The organism is Rathayibacter sp. VKM Ac-2804 (assembly GCF_009866655.1).
In the GTDB taxonomy this organism is placed as follows: Bacteria; Actinomycetota; Actinomycetes; order Actinomycetales; family Microbacteriaceae; genus Rathayibacter.
Map to the genome: position 1 here is coordinate 948,930 of NZ_CP047420.1, position 22,003 is coordinate 970,932.

The following is a 22,003-nucleotide window of genomic DNA, read 5'->3' on the forward strand; positions in this document are numbered from 1 at the left end:
GCGGCGCAGCGTGAGCGCCGCAAGCCCTCGACCTGCGGCCGCCGCTTCCTAGGCTGGAGGGGAGGCGCGCGACTGCCGCGCCCGAACGGAGAACCGGATGTCCGACTGGAACTACGACCCCTACGCCCGCCTCGGCGAGGTGCCGACCTTCACCCTCGAGAGCGACGACATCAGAGACGGTGCGGCGCTGGCCCCCCGCCACTACGGCGAGGGCTCGGGCGGCGAGGACGTCTCGCCGCAGCTGCGCTGGTCGGGGGCGCCCGCGGAGACGAAGAGCTTCGCGGTGACCGTCTTCGACCCCGACGCGCCGACCGGTTCTGGCTTCTGGCACTGGGCGGTGTACAACCTGCCCGCCGACACCACCGAGCTGCCCACCGGCGCCGGAGCGGCCGGCTTCGAGCTGCTGCCCGCGGGCGCGCAGACCCTGCCGAACGAGATGCGGCTGCGCCAGTTCATCGGAGCGGCGCCGCCGGACCGCGAGCACCGCTACTTCTTCGTCGTGCACGCGCTCGACGTCGAGGAGCTCGAGCTCGACCCGGAGTCGACGCCGGCGATCCTCGGCTTCAACGTGCACTTCCACACGCTGGCGCGCGCGGTGCTCGTCGCGACGGCGACGCCGGACGGCGCGAAGGGCTGACGACCGCGGGTCTCGAGACGCCGCTGCGCTGATCGAGTAGCGCGCGGAGCGGGCGTCTCGAGATCCGCGCGCTACCCGAAGAGGGTGCGCGCCTCCTCGTAGCGGGAGTCGGGCACCGTCTTCAGGGTGCCGAGGGCCTCGGCGAAGTCGACGTGGTAGATGTCGGTGCCGCGCAGGGCGACCATGCGGCCCCAGTGCTCGGCGACGACGGAGTCGGCGGCGGCCATGCCGAGGCGGGTGGCGAGGACGCGGTCGAAGGCGCTGGGCGTGCCGCCGCGCTGGATGTGGCCGAGGGTCGTGGCGCGGGTCTCGATGCCGGTGCGGTCCTCGATCATCGGGGCGAGCATCTCGCCGATGCCGCCCAGTCGCGGGCGGCCGAAGGCGTCGAGGCCGCGCTCGGAGTGCGCGTCGTCCATCGAGTCGAGCGAGAAGCCCTCGGCGACGACGACGAGCGGCGCGCGCCCGCGGTCCTGGGCGCTCTGCACCCACTCCACGATCTGCTCGATCGAGGTCTTCTTCTCGGGGATGAGGATGACGTGCGCGCCGGCGGCCATGCCCGAGTGCAGGGCGATCCAGCCGACGTGGCGGCCCATGACCTCGGCGACCATGCAGCGGCCGTGCGAGTCGCCGGTGGTGCGCAGGCGGTCCATCGCGTCGGTCGCGATGCCGACGGCGGTGTCGAAGCCGAAGGTGTAGTCGGTGGCGCCGAGGTCGTTGTCGATGGTCTTGGGGACGCCGACGATCTTGAGGCCCGCGTCGGTGAGGCGCTTCGCCGCGGCCAGGGTGCCCTCGCCGCCGATCGCGATGATCGAGTCGATGCCGTTGCGGTCCATCATCTCGGCGATCTTCTCGGGGCCGCCGTTGTCGCCCTCGAAGGGGTTCGTCCGGCTCGTGCCGAGGATCGTGCCGCCCTGCTTGGCGATGCCCTGGATCTCGGGCCGCCCGAGGGGGAGGAGATCGCCGTCGACCACTCCGCGCCACCCGTTGCGGAAGCCCACGAATTCTTGGTCGTACACCTTGATGCCCTTGTACACGGCACCGCGGATGACGGCGTTCAGCCCGGGGCAGTCGCCCCCGGAGGTCAGGATCCCGATCTTCACCCGCTCAGAGTAGAGGACGCGGGGGCGGGGTCGGGTCGCCCGCCCCGGGTGGGAACGACGAAGGGCCCCTCCTCGCCGCCTCGAGGAAGGGCCCTTCATCGTCGTGGGGTCAGACGCCGCCGTTGGAGGCGGTGTTCACCACGCCGTTGACGCCGTCGGGGAAGAACCCGCCCTGGACGACCGGGCCGGGGTTCAGGTACACGATGTTGAGGACCTGGCCGGGGCTGCGGCTGAACGCGATGCCGTTGGCGTCGGTGGGCTGGATGTTGGCCGCGCCGCCGACCTTGACACCCTGGTCGAGGTCCGTGGGACCGTCGAGGCTGTCGCGCGCGTCGGAGAGCTTGCCCGCCTGCACGTCGAGACCAGCGCCGTAGATCGCCGAGCGGATGGCACCGGCGTGGTACGCCTCCACCGCGAGGATGCCGGCGGCCGCCTCCAGGTAGAGCTTCGACTGGATGAGGGGGGCAGCGCCCTTGTAGGCGGTGACTCCGACGTCCTCGAAGACGAAGGCGCCGAGCAGGAAGTTCTGCTCGTTGAGGAACGGGTCGAACGTGCCGCCCGCGGGGATGAGGCCGGCCGCGGCGGCCGCGGCGTTGAAGCTGGCCTCGAGGTTGATCGAGGGGCGGGCGACGGCGGCAGCGCCGAGCTGGCCGCGGAGGAACTTGACGTGCGCCTTCTCGTCGTTGGCGACCTCGCGGGCGAAGGACTTCAGCCACGGGGTCTTGAACGGGACGGCGCGGCCGCCCTTGACGCCACCGAGCTTGCCGGTGCCGCCGGTGTCGCTGCTCGCGAGGCCCGAGCCGGTGACGGCGCGGAGGTAGAACTCGGCCTCGAGGTACTCGAGGTTGAGCGCGAAGTTGAGGACGGCGGCGTCGCCGGGGCCCTCTGCGGCGACCTCTTCGGCCGAGGCAGCGGGGGCGGAGGCGAGTGCCGCCGCTCCGATGCCGAGTCCGGCGACGCCGGTGGCCTCGAAGAAGCGGCGACGGTCGAGAGCCGTCTCCGAGCTCCTGACGATCGCGTTGCGGATGAAGGTGGTGTCGAACATGTGCGCATCTCCAGTGATAGGCGGTTGGCCGGGCGGTCGGAACTGTGCCGCGACAGCGCGAAACTACGCCCGGAATCGGGGCACTGCCTAGCGGAATCGGGCGATCCAGATTGCGCATGTGTTCTTCCGGGTTGAACCAATCCAGGCGGGGCGCCGCTCCGAACACGTCGTGAATGGCGGTTCTGCGGGACACCTGATCAGGGCGTCGTTCCGGGGTGCTTCGGCGAGTGTCGGCACCCGCGATTACCATCGCAGCGTGTCGTCCGCCCTCCCCGCTCCCGTGCCGTTCCTGGCCACGGTCTATGCGCCGGCCGTGCCGGTGAGCCTCGCGCTCACCCTGCGCACGCTGCTGCGCGGCTCGGGCGACCCCACGATGCTGATCGACGCGACCGGCTTCTGGCGCGCCTTCCGCACGCCGCTCGGCCCCGGCACGCTCCATCTGCGCCAGGCGGCCGACGGCGCCGTGCACGCGCGCGCCTGGGGCGAGGGCGCCGAGTGGCTGATCGATCACGTGCCCGAGCTGCTCGGCCACGGCGACGACTGGAGCGCGCTCGATCTCTCCGCGCACGGTCCGCTGGCCGAGGTGCTGCGCCGCTCGGCCGGGCTGCGGCTGACCCGGGCCAACCTCGTCTTCGAGATGCTGGCGCCGTCGATCCTGGAGCAGAAGGTCACCAGCACGGAGGCGTGGCGCGCCTACCGCGCGCTCGTCCGGCTGCACGGCGAGCCGGCTCCGGGGCCGGTGCCGCTGCACGTGGCGCCGTCGGCCGAGCAGTGGCGGCGGGTCCCGTCCTGGGACTGGCACCGGGCCGGCGTGGACCCGCGGCGCTCGCGCACCGTGCTCACGGCCGCGCTGGTGGCGAAGGGGCTCGAGCGCACGCTGGCCCTCGGTCGCGGCGGCGAGGTCGTGGCCGCGCGGCTGCAGTCGGTGCCCGGCATCGGGCCGTGGACGGCCTCCGAGGTGATGATGCGCGCCCACGGCGACCCGGACGCGGTGAGCGTGGGCGACTACCACCTGGCCGCCGCGGTCGGCTTCGCGCTGACGGGGCGCCTCGGCGTCGACGACGACGGCATGCTCGAGCTGCTCGAGCCGTGGCGCGGGCACCGGCAGCGGATCATCCGCCTGATCGGGACGAGCGGCGCCCGGAAGCCCCGGCACGGTCCGCGGATGACGATCCAGGACCACCGGTACCACTGAGCCGCCGCCGGCTCCGAGGAGGCCGGTCTCAGGCGCCGAGCGCCTCCAGCACCGCCATCGCCGCGTTGTGGCCGCCGATCCCCGAGACGCCGCCGCCCCGGCGCGCCCCTGCGCCGCAGAGCAGCACCCGCGGGTGCTCGGTGGCGACGCCCCAGCGCTGGGCCGGGGTGTCCAGCGGCTCGTCGTCCTCCGCGAACGGCCAGGACAGCGGTCCGTGGAAGATGTGGCCGCCGGGCAGGCCGAGGCTCTCCTCCAGGTCGCGGGTCGTCCGCGTCTCGACGCAGGGCTTCCCGTCGGCGTCGGCGAGCAGCAGGTCGCGGATCGGCTCCGCGAGCACCGAGTCGATCGAGTCGAGGACCGCTGCCTCGAGCTCCTCGCGCATCGGAGCACCGTCGCCGGTCAGCAGCCGGTCGGGGGTGTGCAGGGCGAAGACGGTGAGGGTGTGCGCGCCGGTCGCGGCGAGCTCGGGCGAGAGGATCGTCGGGTCGGTCAGCGAGTGGCAGTAGATCTCGCAGGGGATCGGCGAGGGGAGGCGGCCCTGCTCGGCCGCGCTGCGGGCGTCCTCGAGCTGCCGGTAGCCCTCGTTGACGTGGAAGGTCCCGCCGAAGGCCGCCTCCGGGGCGACGCTCTCGTCGCGCAGACGCGGCAGGCGGCGCAGCACGAGGTTCACCTTCACCTGGGCGCCCTCGGGGCGGACGACGGGGCCGCCGCCGCCGAGCAGCCGGTCGAGGACGAACGGGGCGACGTTCGAGAGCACGAACCGCGCCCGCACCCGGCGGCTCCGCGGCCCGCGGCGGTAGACGACGTCGCCCGCGGGGTCGACGCCCGTCACCTCGGCGCCGGTGAGGATGCGCGCGCCGGCGTTCCGGGCCGCCCGCTCCAGCGCGCCCGAGACGCTGCCCATGCCGCCGACCGGGACGTCCCAGTCGCCGGTGCCACCGCCGATCACGTGGTAGAGCAGGCAGCGGTTCTGCGCGAGGTCGGCGTCCGCGGCCCCGGCGAAGGTCCCGATCAGCGCGTCGGTGAGCAGGACGCCGCGGGCCGCGTCGCCGGCGATGTCCCGCTCGATCACCTCGCCGATCGGGCGCTCGATCATCGCCCGCCAGATCGCGTCCTCGCCGACCAGCCGCCGCGCCTCCTCGCGGCGCAGCAGCGGCTGGGTGAGCGTCGGCCAGAGCGCGCGCGCCAGCCGGGAGGTGTGCCGGGAGAAGTCGGCGAAGGTCTCGGCGTCCTCCGGCGTGCCCATCCGCGCGAAGGACTCGGCGGTCGCCGCGGCGTCGCCGGTGTCGACGAGCAGCCCGCGCGTCGGATCGCCGGGGTCGGGTGTGTAGGAGGAGTAGCGGCGGCGCACGAGCGGCACGTCGACCCGCAGATCGGCGAGGATCGACGGCGGCAGCAGGCTGACGAGGTAGGAGTAGCGGCTGAGCCGCGCCTCGACGCCGCGGAACGGGTACTCCGAGACGGTCGCGCCGCCGGCGTGCGCGCCGCGCTCGAGGACGAGGACGTCGAGCCCGGCCTGCGCGAGGTAGGCCGCGGCGACCAGGCCGTTGTGGCCGGCGCCGACGATCACGACGTCGACCGAGGGATCGACCGCGGCGGGGGTGTCGGAGCGCAGCGGGCCGGGCGCGGTGCCGCTGCGCTCGGAGACGTCTCGGGGGCGGTGCCTGTCGCGTCGGGCCATGGTCCCCAGTCTGGCGTCAGCCCTCGTCGCTGCGCAGCGCCTCGGTGACGAACTCGCGCAGGGAGAAGAGGATCTCCTCGCTGGAGCGGCCGCTGGCCTCGACGAGTCGGCCGGTCAGCCAGGTGAGGCAGATCACCGCCGCGCCCGCGACGTCGGAGGAGGTGGGGACGACGATGCCGTCCTCGTCGAGCACGCCGTGCTCGATCGGGCTCAGCGCGCGCTCGAGCACGGCGCGGTTGACGGTGCCGGTCGCCTCGCCGTCGTAGGAGGCGGAGCTGTCGATCAGGGCCTGCGCGGCGATCATCGCGGCGCGGGGGATGGGCAGCGGATCCATCGGGTCTCCGATCGGGAGCGGGACTGTCGGGTGCGCCCCATGGTGCTCCTCCGCCGGGCCCGCGTCCATCGCCCCTTCGCGGGCGTCGTCCACAGCCGCAGTTCCCTGTCGAGTGTCCACAGACGGGGCGACACGACCCGCCGCCGCGCCGCCTCGGGCATAGCCTCGGGGGATGGAGAAGTCGACGTCCTCAGCCGTGCCCGGGAACGACCCGGAGCAGGAGGAGACGAGCGACGCACAGGACGAGACGATCGAGCCGGACGAGAAGATCGACCGCCACGCCCTGAGCGACACCGGCCAGTACCAGACGGGCGTGGCGCTCCGGCTGCCCCGGCAGAAGCCCGAGTTCGACACCGAGGCGCCGGTCCTCGCCCGCGTCGAGGCGCTGGTGCGCCGCTGGCTGGTGCGCAGCCGCGCCTTCCCGGTCGATCCCGCGGCGCAGCGCCTCGCCGGCGTGCTGCAGGACCCGAACGGCCTCGACTTCACCGTCGGCTTCGTCGACGGGGTCGCCCGCCCGGAGGACCCGGTCGTCGCGGCCGAGAACCTCGCCGCGCTGACCGCGAAGACGCCGGCGTTCCTCCCCTCCTACCTGCGTGCGGCGGTCGCGACCGGCGGCGCCGTCGGTCCGGTGCTGCCGTGGATCGTCGTCCCGGCGGCGCGCCAGGTGCTGCGCCGGATGGTCGGCCACCTCGTCGTCGACGCGTCCGACGCTCGGCTCGGCGCGGCGATCCGCCGGCTGCGCGAGGGCGGCGACCGCCTCAACCTCAACCTGCTCGGCGAGGCCGTGCTCGGCGAGCGCGAGGCCGACCGGCGCTTGGCGGGCACCCTGCGCCTGCTCGAGCGCCCCGACGTCGACTACGTGAGCATCAAGGTCTCGAGCATCGCCAGCCAGCTCTCGATGTGGGCGTTCGACGAGGCCGTGGACCGCGTCGTCGAGCGGCTCACCCCGCTCTACCAGCTGGCCGCGGCGAGCCCGGAGCCGAAGTTCATCAACCTCGACATGGAGGAGTACAGGGACCTCGACCTCACGGTCGCGGTGTTCCGCCGCCTCCTCGAGCAGCCGGGGATGCAGCAGCTCGAGGCGGGCATCGTCCTGCAGGCGTACCTGCCCGACGCCCTCGGCGTGCTGATGTCGCTGACGGAGTGGGCGACCGAGCGGCGGCGGCTCGGCGGCGCTCCGATCAAGGTCCGCGTCGTGAAGGGCGCGAACCTCGCGATGGAGCGGGTGGACGCGGCGCTCCACGACTGGCCGCTCGCGACGGTCGGCAGCAAGGCCGAGGCCGACACCAACTACAAGCGGCTGCTGGACTACGCGCTGCGCCCCGAGCGCGCGGACGCGGTGCGGATCGGCGTGGCCGGCCACAACCTCTTCGACATCGCCTGGGCGTGGATCACCGCGAACGAGCGCGGCGTCGCCGACGCGGTGGACTTCGAGATGCTGCTCGGCATGGCGACCGGGCAGGCGCGCGCCGTCCGCGAGGACGTGGGCCGGCTCCTGCTCTACACGCCGGTCGTGCACCCGCACGAGTTCGACGTCGCGATCTCGTACCTGATCCGCCGGCTGGAGGAGAACTCGAGCCCCGAGAACTTCCTCTCGGCCGTCTTCGAGCTCGAGGACGAGAGCGTGCTCCAGCGCGAGCTCGGCCGGTTCCGCGCGTCGCTCGAGGCGCTCGACGACGCGGTGCCGACCCCGAACCGCACGCAGGACCGCCTGCGCGAGTGGGCGTCGGGCTCGGGCCTGCGTCTCGTGCGGGAGCACGCCGGCGCGGGCGCCCGGGTGCAGGACCCGGCCGCCGAGGGCCTCACCGAGGCGGTGCTGGGCCTGCGCCGCGGCTCCGGAGCGACGGCGGCGACGAGCGCGTTCCGCAACGAGCCCGACACCGACCCCGCACTGCCGGGCAACCGCCGCTGGGCGCGGCTGATCACCGACCGCATCGCGCGGTCGACCATCGGCGCCCTCGCGGCCGACCGCGCCCGGATCACCGACGCGGCCGAGCTGCAGGAGCTGCTGCGCAGAGTCGCCCTCCGGGCGGAGCGCTGGGGCGAGCGCCTCGGCTACGACCGCGCCGCGATCCTCGACCGGGCGGGGCTCGCGCTCGCCGCCAACCGCGACCGGCTGATCGAGGTGATGGCGTCGGAGACCGGCAAGACGGTCGCCGAGGCCGACCCCGAGGTGTCCGAGGCGATCGACTTCGCCCACTACTACGCCACCCGCGCCCGCGAGCTGGACGCCGTCGGCGGCGCCACCTTCGTGCCCGAGCGCGTCACCGTGGTCGCGCCGCCGTGGAACTTCCCGGTCGCCATCCCGGCCGGCTCGATCCTCGCGGCGCTCGCCGCGGGGTCGGGAGTCGTCGTCAAGCCGGCACCGCAGGCCCGGCGCTCGGCGGCGGTGCTCGTCGAGGCGCTCTGGGACGCCGGGATCCCGCAGGACCTCGTCGCGCTCGTCGACCTCGACGAGGAGACGCTCGGCCGCGCCCTGATCACCGACCCGCTGGTCGACAGGGTGCTGCTCACCGGCTCCTACGAGACCGCGAAGCTCTTCCGCTCCTGGCGGCCCGACCTGCCGCTGCTCGCCGAGACCAGCGGCAAGAACGCGATCGTCGTCACCCCGCACGCGGACTACGACCTCGCCGTCGCCGACATCGTGCGGAGCGCGTTCGGGCACGCCGGGCAGAAGTGCTCGGCCGCCTCGCTCGTGATCCTCGTCGGCTCGGTCGCCCGCTCGAAGCGGTTCCGCGCGCAGCTGGTCGACGCCGTCACCTCGCTCCGGGTCGGCTGGCCGAGCGACCCCGCCGCCGCGATGGGCCCGCTGATCGAGAAGCCGACCGGCAAGCTCGCGCACGCGCTGACCACCCTCGGCGCCGGGGAGTCCTGGCTCGTCGAGCCGAAGAGCCTCGACGACACCGGCCGGCTGTGGTCGCCGGGTGTGCGCGAGGGCGTGACCGAGGACAGCTACGCCCACCTGACCGAGTTCTTCGGCCCGGTGCTCGGGATCATGCACGCGGCGACCCTCGAGGACGCGATCCGCCTGCAGAACGCCACCGACTACGGGCTCACCGCCGGGCTGCACTCGCTGCACTCGGACGAGCTCGCCCTCTGGCTCGACTCGGTCGAGGCCGGCAACCTCTACGTCAACCGCGGCATCACCGGGGCGATCGTGCGCCGCCAGCCGTTCGGCGGCTGGAAGCGCTCGTCGGTCGGCGGCGGGGCGAAGGCCGGCGGCCCGAACCACCTGATCGGGCTCGGCTCGTGGAAGCCCTCGCCGGCCCGACCGTCGACGACGCTGCACCTGCGCGGGCTGGACGACCGCGCCCGGCAGTTCATCGAGGCCGCGCAGTCCTCGCTGCAGTTCGAGCAGTTCGACCTGCTGCGCCGCTCGGCGCTCTCGGACCAGCTCGCCTGGGCGACCGAGTTCGGCGTCGTCACCGACATCTCGAAGGTCGGCGTCGAGCGCAACCTGTTCCGCTACCTGCGCGTGCCGGTCGCCGTGCGGCTCGCCGACGGCGGCGACCTCGGCGAGCTCCTGCGCGTCATCGCCGCGGGGCTGCTCGTGCGGGCGCGGCTCGACGTCTCGACGTCGATCCCGCTGCCGCCCAAGGTGGCCGGGATGCTCGCCGGAGACGAGCTGCTCGAGATGGCGGGCCTGGCGCCGAAGGTGGTCGTGGAGTCGGATGCGCAGTGGCTCGCCCGCGCCGCGGCCGGCCGGATCACCGCGTCGCGCATCCGGATCGTCGGCGACATCGTCTCGGACCGGGTGGACGCCTTCGGCGGACCGCAGGGCGGCACCGCGCCCTCCCTCGGCCCGGACGCCTCGGCCGAGGTGCTGCAGGTCGCCCGCGACTCCACCCGCTCGTTCACCGACGTGGTCAGCGGGATGACCCGCGGCAGCACCGGCAAGCCCGTCCCGCTGGTGCGGGCGGACGGCTCGCGGGTGCCGCTCGCGACGGCGCTCGCCGAGGCGCTCGGCGGCTCGCCGGACGTGGCGATCTACGCCGACCCCGTCACTCCGGCCGGCCGGGTCGAGCTGCTGCCGTTCCTCCGCGAGCAGTCCATCTCGATCACGAACCACCGCTTCGGCGCGCCGATCGACCTCTCCGACGACGTGCTGTGACGTCTTCCGAGCCGCCCCCTGTGCGGCTCGGCGCGGTCGGCTCGCGGAGTGGGCGCGTTCCGCAGAGCGGGGTGCGTGCGGCTTCGTCGATTCGCTGGCACGCGAATCCGCGGATCGCCTCGTGAGTGGGCGCCGATTCGGAGGCGGGACGTCGCAAGGTCCTGCTCGCTTGCTTACTTGTCGCGGCAACAAAGGGCTAGGCTGGGGGGATGGACGCCGGGGGAGTGGAAGCAGCGGGTGCTGACGGCACGCGCTGGCTCACGCAGGAGCAGCTCTCCGCGTGGCTGCGGTTCGTCGCGGTGGTCGAGCTGCTGCCCGGCGCGCTCGACACGCAGCTGCAGCGCGACGCGGGCCTGACCCACTTCGAGTACATGACCCTCGCGATGCTCTCCGAGGCGCCCGAGCGCGCGCTGCGGATGACGACGCTGGCCGCCCGCACGAACGCGACCCTCCCGCGGCTCTCGCACGTCGTCACCCGGCTGGCCGCCCGCGGCTACCTCGAGCGCCGGCCGTGCCCGACCGACGGGCGCGCGACCAACGCCGTCCTCACCGACGCCGGCCTGCAGAAGATCGTCGACACGGCGCCCGGCCACGTCGCCACGGTGCTCGCCGACGTGATCGACCCGCTCGACGCCGAGCAGATCCCGCAGCTCGCGGACATCATGACGCGGATGCTGACGCGCCTCGATCCGGAGGGCCGGATGACCGTCGACGCCGTCCGCTCGGCCCTCGGCGATCCCGCCCGGCCCGATCGCGACGACCCCGCCGACCGCGACTGCTGAGCCTCTGGTGGGCGGAACCGCCGCGTGCCATCCTCGACCCGTGCGCTACGCGACGACGCTCCTTCAGATCGGGAACAACACCGGCATCGAGGTGCCGCCCGAAGTGCTCGACGCCCTCGGCGGCGGCAAGCGGCCGGCGGTGAGCGTCGTCGTCAGCGGCTACGCGTTCCGGGGCACGGTCGGCGCGATGGGCGGCCGCGCGCTGATCTCCTTCTCGTCCGACAAGCGCGCCGCGACGGGCCTCGCCGGCGGCGACCCGATCGAGGTCGACCTCGAGCTCGACACCGCCCCGCGCACCGTCGCCGTCCCGGAGGACCTCGCCGCCGCCCTCGACGCGGCCGGGGCCACCGCCGCCTTCGACGCGCTCTCGCCGAGCGCGCGGAAGGCCCACGTCAGCGCCGTCGAGGGCGCCAAGGCCGCCGAGACGCGCGCCCGCCGCGTCGCCGCGGTGGTGGCGAAGCTCGGCGGCTGACACCGGCGGATCTCGATACGCCCGCTGCGCGGGCTCCTCGATCAGCAGGACGGCGGGGCGTATCGAGACTCGCCCCCGGAGTAGTCACAGCGGCTGACGCGCGGCCCGGCGACTGCTCGATAGGCTGCCGAGCGGTGCGCCACGGGGGAGTGCCGCGGGCGCACGAGCGCCGGAGTCGGGGGACAGACATGGGTGCGGTTCGACGATGGGTGTTCCCGATCCTGTGGCTGGTGGTGATCGGCGCGGTCGCGGTCGCGCTGGTGAAGATCGCCTTCTTCCCGGACGGGTCCGCCGAGGCCGATCCGACCGTTCCCACGGGTGAGCTGACGGAGCCGACCGTCGTCGTCGGCCGGGGCACCGTCACCAATGACCTCACCCTGCAGGGCACCGTCGCCGCCGACCCGGCCGTGCCCGTCAAGGCGACCGCCGTCGGCACCGTCGACGACGTGTACATCACCCAGGGCGCCACCGTCGCCTCGGGCGACCTGATCTACGACATCCGCGTCGAGACCGTGCGCGAGCCGGTCGAGACCACCGGCCCCGACGGCCTCGTCACCGTCACCCAGCCGCCGCCCTCGGTCCGCTTCGAGCGCGTCTACGCCCCGGCGGCCGGCGTGCTCAGCGCCCTCGGCGTCATCCACGACCAGGCCGTCGCGGTCGGCGAGGTCACCGGCCAGGTCGCCCCGCCGACCTACGCCGTCACCGGCTCGATCGACGCCGAGCAGCTGTACCGGATCCAGAACCGGCCGACCGAGGCGCAGATCGCCGTCACCGGCGGCCCGGCCGCCTTCACCTGCACCGGGCTCACCATCACCACGCCGCTCGCGGGCGAGGGCGAGACGCCGACGGGCGAGACCGGCGGCACGGGCGCGACCGGCGGCTCCGGCACCAGCTTCCGCTGCCAGGTCCCCGGCGAGGTGACCGTGTTCCCCGGCCTCGCCGCCACTGTCACCCTCGCGGGCGGCCTCGCCGAGAACGTGCTCGTCGTGCCGACCACGGCGGTCGAGGGCACCGCCGAGTCGGGCGTCGTCTACCGCCTCGCCGAGGACGGCTCGACCGAGGAGGTCCCCGTGACCCTCGGTCTCACCGACGGCGTCAGCATCGAGGTCACCGGAGGCGTCGACGAGGGCGCCGAGCTGCTGCAGTTCGTCCCCGGCGCGGCCGCGGGCGAGGGCGAGCAGCTCGAGGGGAACTGCGTGCAGAACGCCGACGGCTCGGTCTACTGCTCGTGACGGACGGACTCGCGACGGACGGGAAGCGCACGATCCTGCGGCTCGAGGGGATCCGCAAGGTCGTCCCGCTGCCCGACGCGCCTCCGCTGACCATCCTCGACGGCGTCGATCTCGAGGTCGGCGAGGGCGATCACGTCTCGGTCGTCGGGCGCAGCGGCTCCGGCAAGTCGACGCTCCTCAACATCCTCGGCCTGATCGACGAGCCGACCGAGGGGCGCATGCTGCTCGAGGGGAAGCCGACCGAGACGCTCTCCTCTCGGGCCCGGGCGCGGATCCGCGGCGGCAGCATCGGCTTCATCTTCCAGCAGTTCAATCTGCTCGAGGGCCGGACGGCCCGCGAGAACGTGATGACGCCGCTGCTCTACGCCACCGGCAGCGAGTTCTGGCGCCGCGCGGCGCTGGCCGCCGAGATGCTGGAGCGGGTCGGGCTCGGGCACCGGGTCGACTCGATGCCCGGCCGGATGTCCGGCGGCGAGCAGCAGCGGATCGCGATCGCGCGCGCCCTGGTGCGCCGCCCGCGGCTGATCCTCGCCGACGAGCCGACCGGCGCGCTCGACACCGACACGGGGGAGAGCGTGATGAGCCTGCTCGACGAGATCGCCCAGGAGTCCGGCTCGGCCCTGGTCACGATCACCCACGACCCGGCCATCGCGGCCAGGGCCGAGCGGCACTACCGGCTCGACCACGGCAGGCTCAGCGCCTCGACGTCCGCGACCGCCGCCCCCGCGACGAGCTCGGGGCGGCACTGATGGGCGGCCTCACCGGCGTCGTCGGCGCCATCGTCGAGGCGTGGACCGAGCTGCGCATCCACCGCGGCCGCGTGCTGCTCTCGCTGATCGGCGTGGCGGTGGCCGTCGCGGCCCTCACCGGCGTCGTCGCCGCGGGCGGGATCGCGCGCCAGGCGAACATCGAGGTGTCGGAGCGCAGCAGCGGCCGACCCGCCAGCCTCTTCCTCAGCGCGTACACCACCGGGCCCGAGGGCGTCGTCGACCCCGTCGTGATGCAGGCCGCGTGGGAGAAGGTGCTCGAGCGCTACCGCATCGACTACGCGAGCCGCACGACCTACGGCGGCACCCGCGTGCAGTTCGCGGACGGCGCCGTCGACGTCGGGATCACCGCCGTCGACCAGCCCTACGCCGAGATGCACCGGGTGGAGCTGGCGAGCGGCACCTGGTTCGCCGAGGGCGACGAGCGCCGTCTCGCTCCCGCGCTCGTGATCAACGAGGTCTTCTGGGAGCGCCTCGGGCGCCCGGATCTGCGCACCCACCCGACGGCGACGCTCCTCGGCGGGGAGCACGACACCACTGCCGTCGTGATCGGGGTGACGCCGTCCAACCAGTACGACACGACTCCGAGCGCGATGATGCTCGTCGACGCCTACTCGGCCGTCGCGCCCGAGGCGGACCCCGCGTTCGGCGGCCCGCAGCTGCCGAACTACGAGATGTGGGTGCCGCTCGAGATCGCGGACCCGCTGATCGAGGCCGTCAAGCGCGACGTCACGGCGGCGCTCGGCCCGGGCTTCGAGGCCGACGTCTACCGGCAGGACTACCTGAGCTACGACTCCGACCCCTTCGCGGTGCTCACCTGGGTGATCGGCGGTGTCGCCGGGCTCGTGCTGGCGCTCGGTGCGCTCGGGCTGCTCAACATCGCGCTCGTCACCGTGCGGCAGCGGATCCGCGAGATCGGCATCCGGCGCAGCTTCGGCGCCTCCTCGGGGCGGATCTTCTTCTCGATCATGATGGAGAGCGTCGTGGCGACGGTCGTCGCGGGCGTGGTCGGCGTGACGATCGCGGTGATCCTGGTGACGAACCCGTGGACCGTCGCCTTCGTCGAGGAGAACGGGATCAGCGACATCCCGCCGTTCCCGGTCGAGGCGGCGCTGCTCGGGCTCGGCGCGGCGACGCTGGTCGGCGCGCTCGCCGGGCTCGTGCCGGCGATCGTCGCGGTCCGGGTCAAGGTGATCGACGCGATCCGGTACTGAGGGCGCGGCTCAGGGCAGAGTCAGCACGAGCTCGTCGCCGTCGACGTCGACGCTCGCGTCGGAGTAGTGCGGGATGCGCGGCAGCCCGCGGGTGGTCTCGGACTCGTGCGCTCCGACGACGACGACGCGCATGCCGGCGGCGAGGCCCGCGAGGATCCCGGCCTCCGCGTCCTCGAAGACGACCGCGTCGGCCGGGTCGACGCCGAGGAGCCCGGCGGCCGCGAGATAGCCGTCGGGCGCGGGCTTGCCGTGCACGACGTCGTCGGCGGTGACGACGGCAGCGGGGGAGGGGACGCCCGCGGCGGCGAGGCGACCGGCGGCCAGCGCCGGACTCGCGGAGGTGACCAGCGCCACGCGGTCGCGGGGGATCGCCGCCAGGAAGTCGACGGCGCCCGGGATCTCGACGGTGCCCTCCGTGTGCTCGAGCTCGTAGGCGTTCAGCTCGCCGACGATCCCCGCCACGTCGCTGCCCGCGGGGGCGAAGCGGCGCACGCTGTCCTCCGCGCGGACCCCGTGCACGGCGCCGAGGACCAGGCTCGCGTCGAGTCCGAAGCGCTCGGCGAAGGAGCGCCAGATCGTCTCCACCACCGCGGTCGAGTCGACGAGGGTGCCGTCCATGTCGAAGAGCAGGGCGCGGGCGCGGAGGGTGTGCGGCATGCGTCCATCCTGGCGGAGGCCCGTGCACGGCGTCCGCTCAGGCGGAGGAGAGGTCGCGGCAAGGCCGCGCCCAGGTGCGACCGGGGATCGCGGCGATACGCTCGACTCCGATGGCGGGCAGAGCGCCCGAAGGGGAGCGGAGGACGCGATGACGGACGACCAGGCCGGCAACGAGCACGGCGGCGACGACCGGAACGGCGAGCAGGAGCGGGGCACGTCCTCGGGTCCGCGCGCGGGCTGGTACCCGGACCCCGCCGGCTCGCCGCGACAGCGCTGGTGGGACGGCCAGGGCTGGACCGACTCGCTGCGCGACGCCCCGCAGAGCGCGGCCCCACAGGCTCCCGCCGCCCCGACCGCTCCCGCCGCGCAGAGCACCCCGCAGCCTCCCGCGGCGCCGCAGCCGCCGATCGTGCCGCCCGTCTCCGGCCCCGCCTACGGCGAGACCTCGAGCGGCCAGGCCACGAGCTACGGCCAGTCCGCGTCCGGGCAGTCCGCTCCCGAGCGCGAGATCCCGCAGCAGCCGCGGTACGGCGAGCAGACGTCGCAGCAGCCGTACGCTCAGCAGCCCCCGTACAGCGGACAGCCGCAGTACAGCCAGCAGCCGCAGCAGGAGTACAGCCAGCAGTACCCGCAGCAGTACGGCCAGCAGTACGGCCAGCAGCCCGCCTCCGCCGGCCGCCCCGCGGCGCAGCCGCGCGACCCGAGCATCGTCACCAGCACCCCGTGGATCTGGGTCGTCGTGCTCCTGCCGCTCCTGTCCGCGCTGTCGATCTTCCTGCTCCCGCCGGACGCGATCGCCGCCTCGGCCGTCTCGTCGACCTACGGTCCGCGCGCCACGATGGGCATGTCGACCGCCTACCTCGTCGGCCTCGGCGCCGTGCAGGTCGTCGGCTTCCTGATCTACGCCGCCGAGGTCGTCTTCGCGTTCCTCGACTACCGCCAGCTGAAGAAGGCCGGCGTGCAGCGCCCGTTCCACTGGGCCTGGGCGTTCCTCGCCGCTCCCTACGTCTACGTGATCGGGCGCAGCGTCGTCGTGAAGCGCGTGACCGGCGGCGGCCTGCTCCCGCTGTGGATCTTCCTCGGCGTCGTGGCGGTGTCCTTCATCATCGCGATCGGCTGGACCGCCACGCTGTTCTCGGAGATGATGCAGACGTTCCCGTCCGCGGGACTCTGATCCGCCGAGAGCCCCGAGCCGACCGAGGGAGCCCCACTGTGATCAACGGCGACGTGTCGTTCTGGTGGGCCTCCCTCGGTCGTTCCACGCCCCGTCCGGCGCTTCCCGGCCCGCTCGACGTCGACGTCTGCATCGTCGGCGCCGGCTACACCGGGCTGTGGACCGCGTACTCGCTCGCGAAGACCGACCCGTCGCTGCGGATCGCGATCCTCGAGCAGCGCTTCGCCGGCTTCGGCGCCTCGGGCCGCAACGGCGGCTGGCTGACGAACGAGATCACCGGAGGCGTCGCCTCCTACGCCCGGACGCACGGGGCCGAGGCGGTCGACCGCTTCCAGCTCGCGATGAATCAGACGGTCGACGAGGTGATCGCGGTCGCCGCGGCCGAGGGGATCGACGCGGACATCGTCAAGGGCGGCGAGTTCCAGGTGGCGCGCGGCGAGGCGCAGCGGGCCCGCCTCCTGGCCGCCGCGGCGGCGGCCCGCGCCCGGGCGCACACCGATGTCGAGCTGCTCGATGCGCGGGAGACCGCGGCCCGGATCGCGGTCGACGGCGCCTCGGCCGGCCTCTGGCATCCGCACTGCGCGCGCCTGCACCCGGCCAAGCTCGCCGACGGACTCGCCCGCACGGTCGAGGCGCTCGGCGTGCGGATCTTCGAGGATACCCGGGTCGACGAGATCCGGCCCGGTGCGGCCGTCACGGCCCGCGGCGTCGTCCGCGCGCCGATCGTGCTGCGCGCGACCGAGGGCTTCACCGCCGCGCTCGCCGGGCACTACCGGGAGTGGCTGCCGATGAACTCGTCGCTGATCGCGACCGAGCGGCTCGCTCCGGAGGTCTGGGACGAGATCGGCTGGGCGGGCCGCGAGACGCTCGGCGACGCGGCGCACGCCTACATGTACGCGCAGCGCACGGCCGACGACCGGATCGCGATCGGCGGGCGGGGCGTGCCCTACCGCTTCGGCTCCCGGATCGACCGCGACGGGGCGACCGATCCGCGGACGGTCGGCCGGCTGCGCGAGATCCTCGAGCGGTTCTTCCCGGTGCTGCGGGGCGTCGGCATCGAGCACGTGTGGTCCGGCGTGCTCGGCGTCCCGCGCGACTGGCACGCGACCGTCGGACTCGACCGCGCCACCGGCCTCGGCTGGGCGGGCGGCTTCGTCGGCACCGGGGTCACGGCGACGAACCTGGCCGGCCGCACCCTCCGCGATCTGGTGTTCGGCGAGAGCACGCCGCTCACCGAGCTGCCGTGGGTCGGCCACCGGGTGCGCCCGTGGGAGCCGGAGCCGCTGCGCTGGCTCGCGGTCACCTCGCTCTACCGCGCCTACGGCCTGGCCGACGCGGCGGAGGCGCGGGGCCGGGCGACGACGTCACCGCTCGCGAGCCTCGCCGACGTGGTTGCCGGACGCTCGCACTGAGCGGGAGCGATCCCGCTACGCCTCGCCGCGCTGGATCAGGCGGGAGAGCACGATCGCGGAGCGGGTGTGGTCGACGTTCGGCGCGATGCGGACCTTCTCGAGGGCGAGCTCGAGGCTCGGGATGTCGCGCGAGCGGATGTGCACGATGGCGTCGGCCGAGCCGGTGACCGTGCCGGCGTCGACGACCTCGGGGACGGCCGAGAGAATGCGGCGCAGCTCGTCGGGGGCGACGGTGCCGCGGCAGAACAGCTCGACATAGGCCTCCGTCGCCATGCCGTCGACCGCCGGGTCGACCTTGATCGTGAAGCCGCGGATGACGCCGTCGGCCACGAGCCGGTCGACGCGGCGCTTCACGGCGGACGCGGACAGCCCCACGACACCGCCGATGTCGCCGTAGCCCGCGCGGGCGTTCTGGCGCAGCAGATCGAGGATCTTCCGATCGATGTTGTCCATGCGTCGAGCCTAGGGGCGGGGTCGGAGCCGGTCGGGCACCCGCGCGATCACGGCGGGTCCGCGCCTGAGGGCGGGTGTCTCGAGACGCGCTGCGCGCTACTCGATCAGCAGGAGGCGCGGGGGAGGGAAGGGTAGCCTTGCCTTCTACCGAGCGAGGAGAGGGAGGCGCCGCATGCCCGCCTTCCTGGACGAGCTGGGGTTCGTGGAGCTGCTCGCGGCGCTGTTCGTGATCGTGCTGCTGCGGGCGCAGGCGACGTACTGGCTCGCGCGGGCGGTCGTCACCGGGGCGGCCTCGCGCCGGTGGGGGCGGTGGCTGGAGTCGCCGGCTCTGAAGCGCGCGTCGGCACTGCTCGCCCGCTACGGGGCGCCCGCGGTCACCGTGAGCTTCCTCACCGTCGGACTCCAGACCATGATCAACGCGGCGGCCGGAGCGGCCCGGATGCGGTTCGGCGTCTATCTGCTCGCGATGCTGCCGGGCTGCGCGGCCTGGGCGCTGATCTACGCGACCGTCGGCTTCGCCGTGCTCTGGGCGGTGATCGGCGCCGCGGCCGGCTCGCCGCTGGGCGTCGCGGTCCTCGTCGCGCTCGCGGCCGCGGTCGTGATGGCGGCAGTGCTGCTGCGCCGGCGCGGCATCGCCCGCTGACCGCCCCGCGGAGGGATGCGGATCACCACTGGCGGAAACACCTCGCTCGGCTATATAGTTGCACTCGGTCAATAGTTGACCGCCGTCAACTAGTACCGCCGCATCGCCACCGGTGCCGCATCGTGAACAAGGAGCCGTATGTCCCGCGCAGAGCGCACGCGCACTCGAGAAGAGCGCACCACCCCCACCGGCCCCGACGGGGCCATGTCGCACCGCCAGGTGCTCGAATCCCTCAGCGGACTGCTGCTGGGCATGTTCGTCTCGATCCTCGCGGGCACGGTCGTGTCGACCTCGCTGCCGCTGATCATCTCGGACCTCAAGGGCGACCAGAACGCCTACACCTGGGTCGTCACCGCGACGCTCCTCGCGACCACCGTCTCCACCCCGCTCTGGGGCAAGTTCGCCGATCTCTTCAACCGCAAGCTGCTCATCCAGCTCGCGCTCGCGCTGTTCGTGATCGGATCGGCCGCGGCCGGCTTCTCGCAGGACACGAACATGCTGATCGTGTTCCGCGTCTTCCAGGGCCTCGGGGCCGGCGGCCTCGCGGCGCTGAGCCAGATCATCATGGCCGACATCATCAGCCCCCGGGAGCGCGGCAAGTACGCCGGTCTCTTCGGCGGCGTGATGGCGATCGGCACGGTCGGCGGCCCGCTGCTCGGCGGCGTCGTCACCGACGCGTTCGGCTGGCGCTGGAACTTCTTCATCGCGCTGCCGGTCGCGATCGTCGCGATCATCCTGCTCCAGGTGACGCTGCGCCTCCCCGCGCACCCCAAGCGCACGGTCAAGATCGACTACCTCGGTGCGGTCCTCATCGCGGGCGGCGTCTCGCTGCTGCTGATCTGGGTCTCGCTGGCCGGCAAGAACTTCGACTGGGCCTCCTGGGAGACCGCGGTCATGGTCGGCGGCTCCGTCGTGCTGCTGGTCGCCGCGGTGATCACCGAGCTCACGGTCGCCGAGCCGATCATCCCGATGGGGATGTTCAAGAACCGCACCTTCAGCCTCGCCGTCGTGGCGAGCATCTCGGTCGGCGTCTCGATGTTCGGCGTCGCGGTGTTCCTCGCGCAGTACATGCAGCTCTCGCGCGGCGCCACGCCGACCCAGTCGGGTCTGCTGACGATTCCGATGATGGCGGGCCTGCTGATCGCGTCCACCATCTTCGGCGGGATCATCTCGCGCACCGGCAAGTGGAAGGCGATCATGGTCTCGGGCGGCGTGCTCGCGGTCGTCGGCACCTTCCTCCTCAGCACCCTGCGCTACGACACGAACCTCGTGCTGGTGGGCGTCTTCATGGCGATCCTCGGCGCGGGCCTGGGCATGCTGATGCAGAACCTGGTGCTCGTCGTGCAGAACTCGATCGACATCAAGAACCTCGGCGTCGCGACCAGCGCGGTCACCTTCTTCCGCAGCCTCGGCGGCACGGTGGGCGTCTCGGTGCTGGGCTCGATGCTCGGCACGGTGATCGCCGACCACATCAAGACCGGCATCGCCGGACTCGCGCCGGCCGACCAGGCGATCGCCGCCCAGGCGCTCGGCAGCGGCACGATCCCGCAGGTCAACACGCTCCCGGACGCCGTGCGCGTCGTGGTCGAGAGCGCCTACGGCATCGGCGTCGGCGACGTCTTCCTCTACAGCATCCCGCTCGCGGTCATCACGCTGATCGCGGTCCTGCTGCTGCCGAACGCGCCGCTGGGCACGATGAACGCCGTGCAGCGCAAGACGGAGCCTTCGGGCGTCGTCGCCGGTGCGGAGGACGCGCTGATCGCGGCCTCCGACGGCCAGGCCGCCCTGCGCCCGGTGGGTCAGACCACCCGGAGCGACGACGCCGTGCACGCCGAGGACGAGGTGCACGGCCGCCACGCCGCTCCCGTCGCCCACGCCCGGCACGCCGCGACCACCACCGGCAGCCCCGCCACCACCGGCGCGATCGACGTGGCCGAGCGCCCCTGATGACCGCCGCACCGGCCGTCCCGACCCTCGCACCGGCGAGCGCGCTGCTCCAGGTCGAGGAGCAGATCACCGCGCTCGCCGTGCAGGTCCGGACGGCCGTCCGCGACGCGGCGGCGAGCATCGACCCCGGGCTGCCGCCGTTCGGGCTGCGGCTGCTGCGGATGCTGGAGCGCTGCGGTCCCGTGCACTCCAGCGTCGCGGCCGAGCGCCTCGGCGTCGACCGCAGCGTGATCAGCCGTCAGATCCGCCAGCTCTGCGCGCTGGAGCTGGTGGAGACCGCCGCCGATCCGGCCGACGGCCGCGCCCGCTTCCTCACGCTGACCGCCGTCGGCCGCGAGCGGATGGGCGACCTCGGCGGGCAGCAGCGCCAGCGGATGCAGGAGGCGCTGAGCAGCTGGCCCGAGGCCGACCTGCTCGCCTTCGCCGGCTACCTCGAGCGGCTCACGACGGCGGGCTGACGGCCGTCGGCCCGGCGGCGGGCGATCCCACCAGCGTCGCCACGTGCACGACGAAGGCGCGGCGGCGCTCGCGAGTGCCGTCGCCCCCGCGCTGGGCGAACGGCGTCAGGTGCCAGATCTCGCAGAGCCCGAGCAGGGCGATGAAGAGGTCCTCCGCCGACCAGCTCGCGTCGACGATCCCCGCCCGCTGCCACTCGAGCACACGCGCCTCCGGCGCGGGGCGGCTGCCGAGCCGCTCGCCCGCCTCCTCCCAGACTCCGCCGCCCTCGAGCCGCGCCCAGGTGAGCAGGCGGAGGAACTCGGGGCGGTCCCAGACGTGGTCGAACATCCGGCCGGCGAGATCCGGCAGGTCGGCCGCCTCGGCGAGCAGCGTCGCGTCGAGGGCCTCGAGCGCCCCGACCACGGTCGAGACGAACAGTCCGCGCTTGCCGCCGTAGTAGGCGTAGAGCCGCTCCTTGTTGAGGCCGGCCGCCGCGGCGACCCGGTCGACGCGGGCGCCGGCGAAGCCGTGCTCGGCGAACTCGGCGGTCGCGGCGCGGAGGATGCGCTCGCGGGCGGGCATCACCGCATCCGTCTCGAGATCTTCTGCAGCCACGCTTACCTCCTCGGCGCTCGAACTGTACACTCGTCGATGCCCAACCAACCAGTTGGGGTGGTCTAGCCTCACTGCCGCGGCTCGGATCCGGACC

General features: G+C 73.6%; 20 protein-coding genes. 13 read left to right on the forward strand and 7 right to left on the reverse strand.

Features of this window, described 5'->3' with window-relative positions; genetic code table 11:
- Positions 1 to 97 precede the first annotated feature (97 nt).
- Positions 98 to 637 (forward strand): YbhB/YbcL family Raf kinase inhibitor-like protein, encoded by a 540-nt coding sequence (locus GTU73_RS04390; RefSeq protein ID WP_160087324.1) that lies wholly within the window; start codon positions 98 to 100, stop codon positions 635 to 637.
- A 71-nt stretch (positions 638 to 708) separates the two neighbouring features.
- On the opposite strand, the gene GTU73_RS04395 is transcribed toward GTU73_RS04390, so the two are convergent.
- Positions 709 to 1,737, reverse strand: coding sequence for a 6-phosphofructokinase (locus GTU73_RS04395; protein WP_123701816.1), 1,029 nt, complete (start codon positions 1,735 to 1,737; stop codon positions 709 to 711).
- A 109-nt stretch (positions 1,738 to 1,846) separates the two neighbouring features.
- Complete coding sequence (locus GTU73_RS04400) at positions 1,847 to 2,782, reverse strand: ferritin-like domain-containing protein (protein WP_160087326.1); 936 nt, start codon at positions 2,780 to 2,782, stop codon at positions 1,847 to 1,849.
- Positions 2,783 to 3,038: 256 nt separating this feature from the next.
- Here GTU73_RS04400 and GTU73_RS04405 point away from each other — a divergent pair, with 256 nt between their 5' ends.
- A complete protein-coding gene (locus GTU73_RS04405; protein WP_160087328.1) occupies positions 3,039 to 3,977 on the forward strand; it encodes a DNA-3-methyladenine glycosylase 2 family protein in 939 nt (312 codons plus the stop codon).
- Positions 3,978 to 4,005: 28 nt separating this feature from the next.
- On the opposite strand, the gene GTU73_RS04410 is transcribed toward GTU73_RS04405, so the two are convergent.
- Together GTU73_RS04410 and GTU73_RS04415 are read right to left on the reverse strand one after the other, a co-directional pair.
- The gene (locus GTU73_RS04410) at positions 4,006 to 5,658 is read right to left on the reverse strand and encodes an NAD(P)/FAD-dependent oxidoreductase (protein ID WP_167306039.1); all 1,653 of its coding nucleotides are present in this window, start codon (positions 5,656 to 5,658) and stop codon (positions 4,006 to 4,008) included.
- A 16-nt stretch (positions 5,659 to 5,674) separates the two neighbouring features.
- Positions 5,675 to 5,992: a hypothetical protein gene (locus GTU73_RS04415; protein ID WP_160087330.1), complete on the reverse strand. Its 318-nt coding sequence runs from the start codon at positions 5,990 to 5,992 to the stop codon at positions 5,675 to 5,677.
- A 172-nt stretch (positions 5,993 to 6,164) separates the two neighbouring features.
- Between GTU73_RS04415 and GTU73_RS04420 the strand changes: the two genes are divergently transcribed.
- From GTU73_RS04420 to GTU73_RS04445, 6 genes are all read left to right on the forward strand, one after another.
- Positions 6,165 to 10,103, forward strand: a complete 3,939-nt coding sequence (locus tag GTU73_RS04420) for a bifunctional proline dehydrogenase/L-glutamate gamma-semialdehyde dehydrogenase (protein WP_160087332.1) — start codon at positions 6,165 to 6,167, stop codon at positions 10,101 to 10,103.
- Between the two features lie 209 nt (positions 10,104 to 10,312).
- Positions 10,313 to 10,885, forward strand: a complete 573-nt coding sequence (locus tag GTU73_RS04425) for a MarR family transcriptional regulator (RefSeq protein ID WP_160087334.1) — start codon at positions 10,313 to 10,315, stop codon at positions 10,883 to 10,885.
- A 40-nt stretch (positions 10,886 to 10,925) separates the two neighbouring features.
- Positions 10,926 to 11,357: a DUF1905 domain-containing protein gene (locus GTU73_RS04430; protein ID WP_160087336.1), complete on the forward strand. Its 432-nt coding sequence runs from the start codon at positions 10,926 to 10,928 to the stop codon at positions 11,355 to 11,357.
- Between the two features lie 209 nt (positions 11,358 to 11,566).
- Complete coding sequence (locus tag GTU73_RS04435; protein ID WP_160087337.1) at positions 11,567 to 12,589, forward strand: efflux RND transporter periplasmic adaptor subunit; 1,023 nt, start codon at positions 11,567 to 11,569, stop codon at positions 12,587 to 12,589.
- Positions 12,586 to 13,338 (forward strand): ABC transporter ATP-binding protein, encoded by a 753-nt coding sequence (locus GTU73_RS04440; protein WP_160087338.1) that lies wholly within the window; start codon positions 12,586 to 12,588, stop codon positions 13,336 to 13,338. Before GTU73_RS04435 ends, GTU73_RS04440 begins: the two co-directional genes overlap by 4 nt.
- On the forward strand, positions 13,338 to 14,570 hold the full coding sequence (locus GTU73_RS04445; protein ID WP_160087339.1) for an ABC transporter permease: 1,233 nt from the start codon (positions 13,338 to 13,340) through the stop codon (positions 14,568 to 14,570). The genes GTU73_RS04440 and GTU73_RS04445 overlap by 1 nt, the downstream gene beginning before the upstream one ends.
- A gap of 9 nt (positions 14,571 to 14,579) precedes the next feature.
- Here GTU73_RS04445 and GTU73_RS04450 read toward each other — a convergent pair whose 3' ends face one another.
- Positions 14,580 to 15,227, reverse strand: coding sequence for an HAD-IA family hydrolase (locus GTU73_RS04450; RefSeq protein ID WP_160087340.1), 648 nt, complete (start codon positions 15,225 to 15,227; stop codon positions 14,580 to 14,582).
- Positions 15,228 to 15,375: 148 nt separating this feature from the next.
- Here GTU73_RS04450 and GTU73_RS04455 point away from each other — a divergent pair, with 148 nt between their 5' ends.
- On the forward strand, positions 15,376 to 16,401 hold the full coding sequence (locus tag GTU73_RS04455) for a DUF2510 domain-containing protein (RefSeq protein ID WP_160087341.1): 1,026 nt from the start codon (positions 15,376 to 15,378) through the stop codon (positions 16,399 to 16,401).
- Between the two features lie 38 nt (positions 16,402 to 16,439).
- The gene (locus GTU73_RS04460; protein WP_160087342.1) at positions 16,440 to 17,813 is read left to right on the forward strand and encodes an FAD-dependent oxidoreductase; all 1,374 of its coding nucleotides are present in this window, start codon (positions 16,440 to 16,442) and stop codon (positions 17,811 to 17,813) included.
- A gap of 15 nt (positions 17,814 to 17,828) precedes the next feature.
- On the opposite strand, the gene GTU73_RS04465 is transcribed toward GTU73_RS04460, so the two are convergent.
- Positions 17,829 to 18,266, reverse strand: coding sequence for an Lrp/AsnC family transcriptional regulator (locus GTU73_RS04465; protein ID WP_055786568.1), 438 nt, complete (start codon positions 18,264 to 18,266; stop codon positions 17,829 to 17,831).
- Positions 18,267 to 18,438: 172 nt separating this feature from the next.
- Here GTU73_RS04465 and GTU73_RS04470 point away from each other — a divergent pair, with 172 nt between their 5' ends.
- From GTU73_RS04470 to GTU73_RS04480, 3 genes are all read left to right on the forward strand, one after another.
- On the forward strand, positions 18,439 to 18,909 hold the full coding sequence (locus tag GTU73_RS04470) for a VTT domain-containing protein (RefSeq protein ID WP_160087343.1): 471 nt from the start codon (positions 18,439 to 18,441) through the stop codon (positions 18,907 to 18,909).
- A gap of 204 nt (positions 18,910 to 19,113) precedes the next feature.
- A complete protein-coding gene (locus GTU73_RS04475; RefSeq protein ID WP_160091217.1) occupies positions 19,114 to 20,856 on the forward strand; it encodes an MDR family MFS transporter in 1,743 nt (580 codons plus the stop codon).
- Positions 20,856 to 21,314 (forward strand): MarR family winged helix-turn-helix transcriptional regulator, encoded by a 459-nt coding sequence (locus GTU73_RS04480; RefSeq protein ID WP_160087344.1) that lies wholly within the window; start codon positions 20,856 to 20,858, stop codon positions 21,312 to 21,314. The genes GTU73_RS04475 and GTU73_RS04480 overlap by 1 nt, the downstream gene beginning before the upstream one ends.
- On the opposite strand, the gene GTU73_RS04485 is transcribed toward GTU73_RS04480, so the two are convergent.
- The gene (locus GTU73_RS04485) at positions 21,298 to 21,909 is read right to left on the reverse strand and encodes a TetR family transcriptional regulator (RefSeq protein ID WP_160087345.1); all 612 of its coding nucleotides are present in this window, start codon (positions 21,907 to 21,909) and stop codon (positions 21,298 to 21,300) included. The genes GTU73_RS04480 and GTU73_RS04485 overlap by 17 nt on opposite strands.
- Positions 21,910 to 22,003 lie beyond the last annotated feature (94 nt).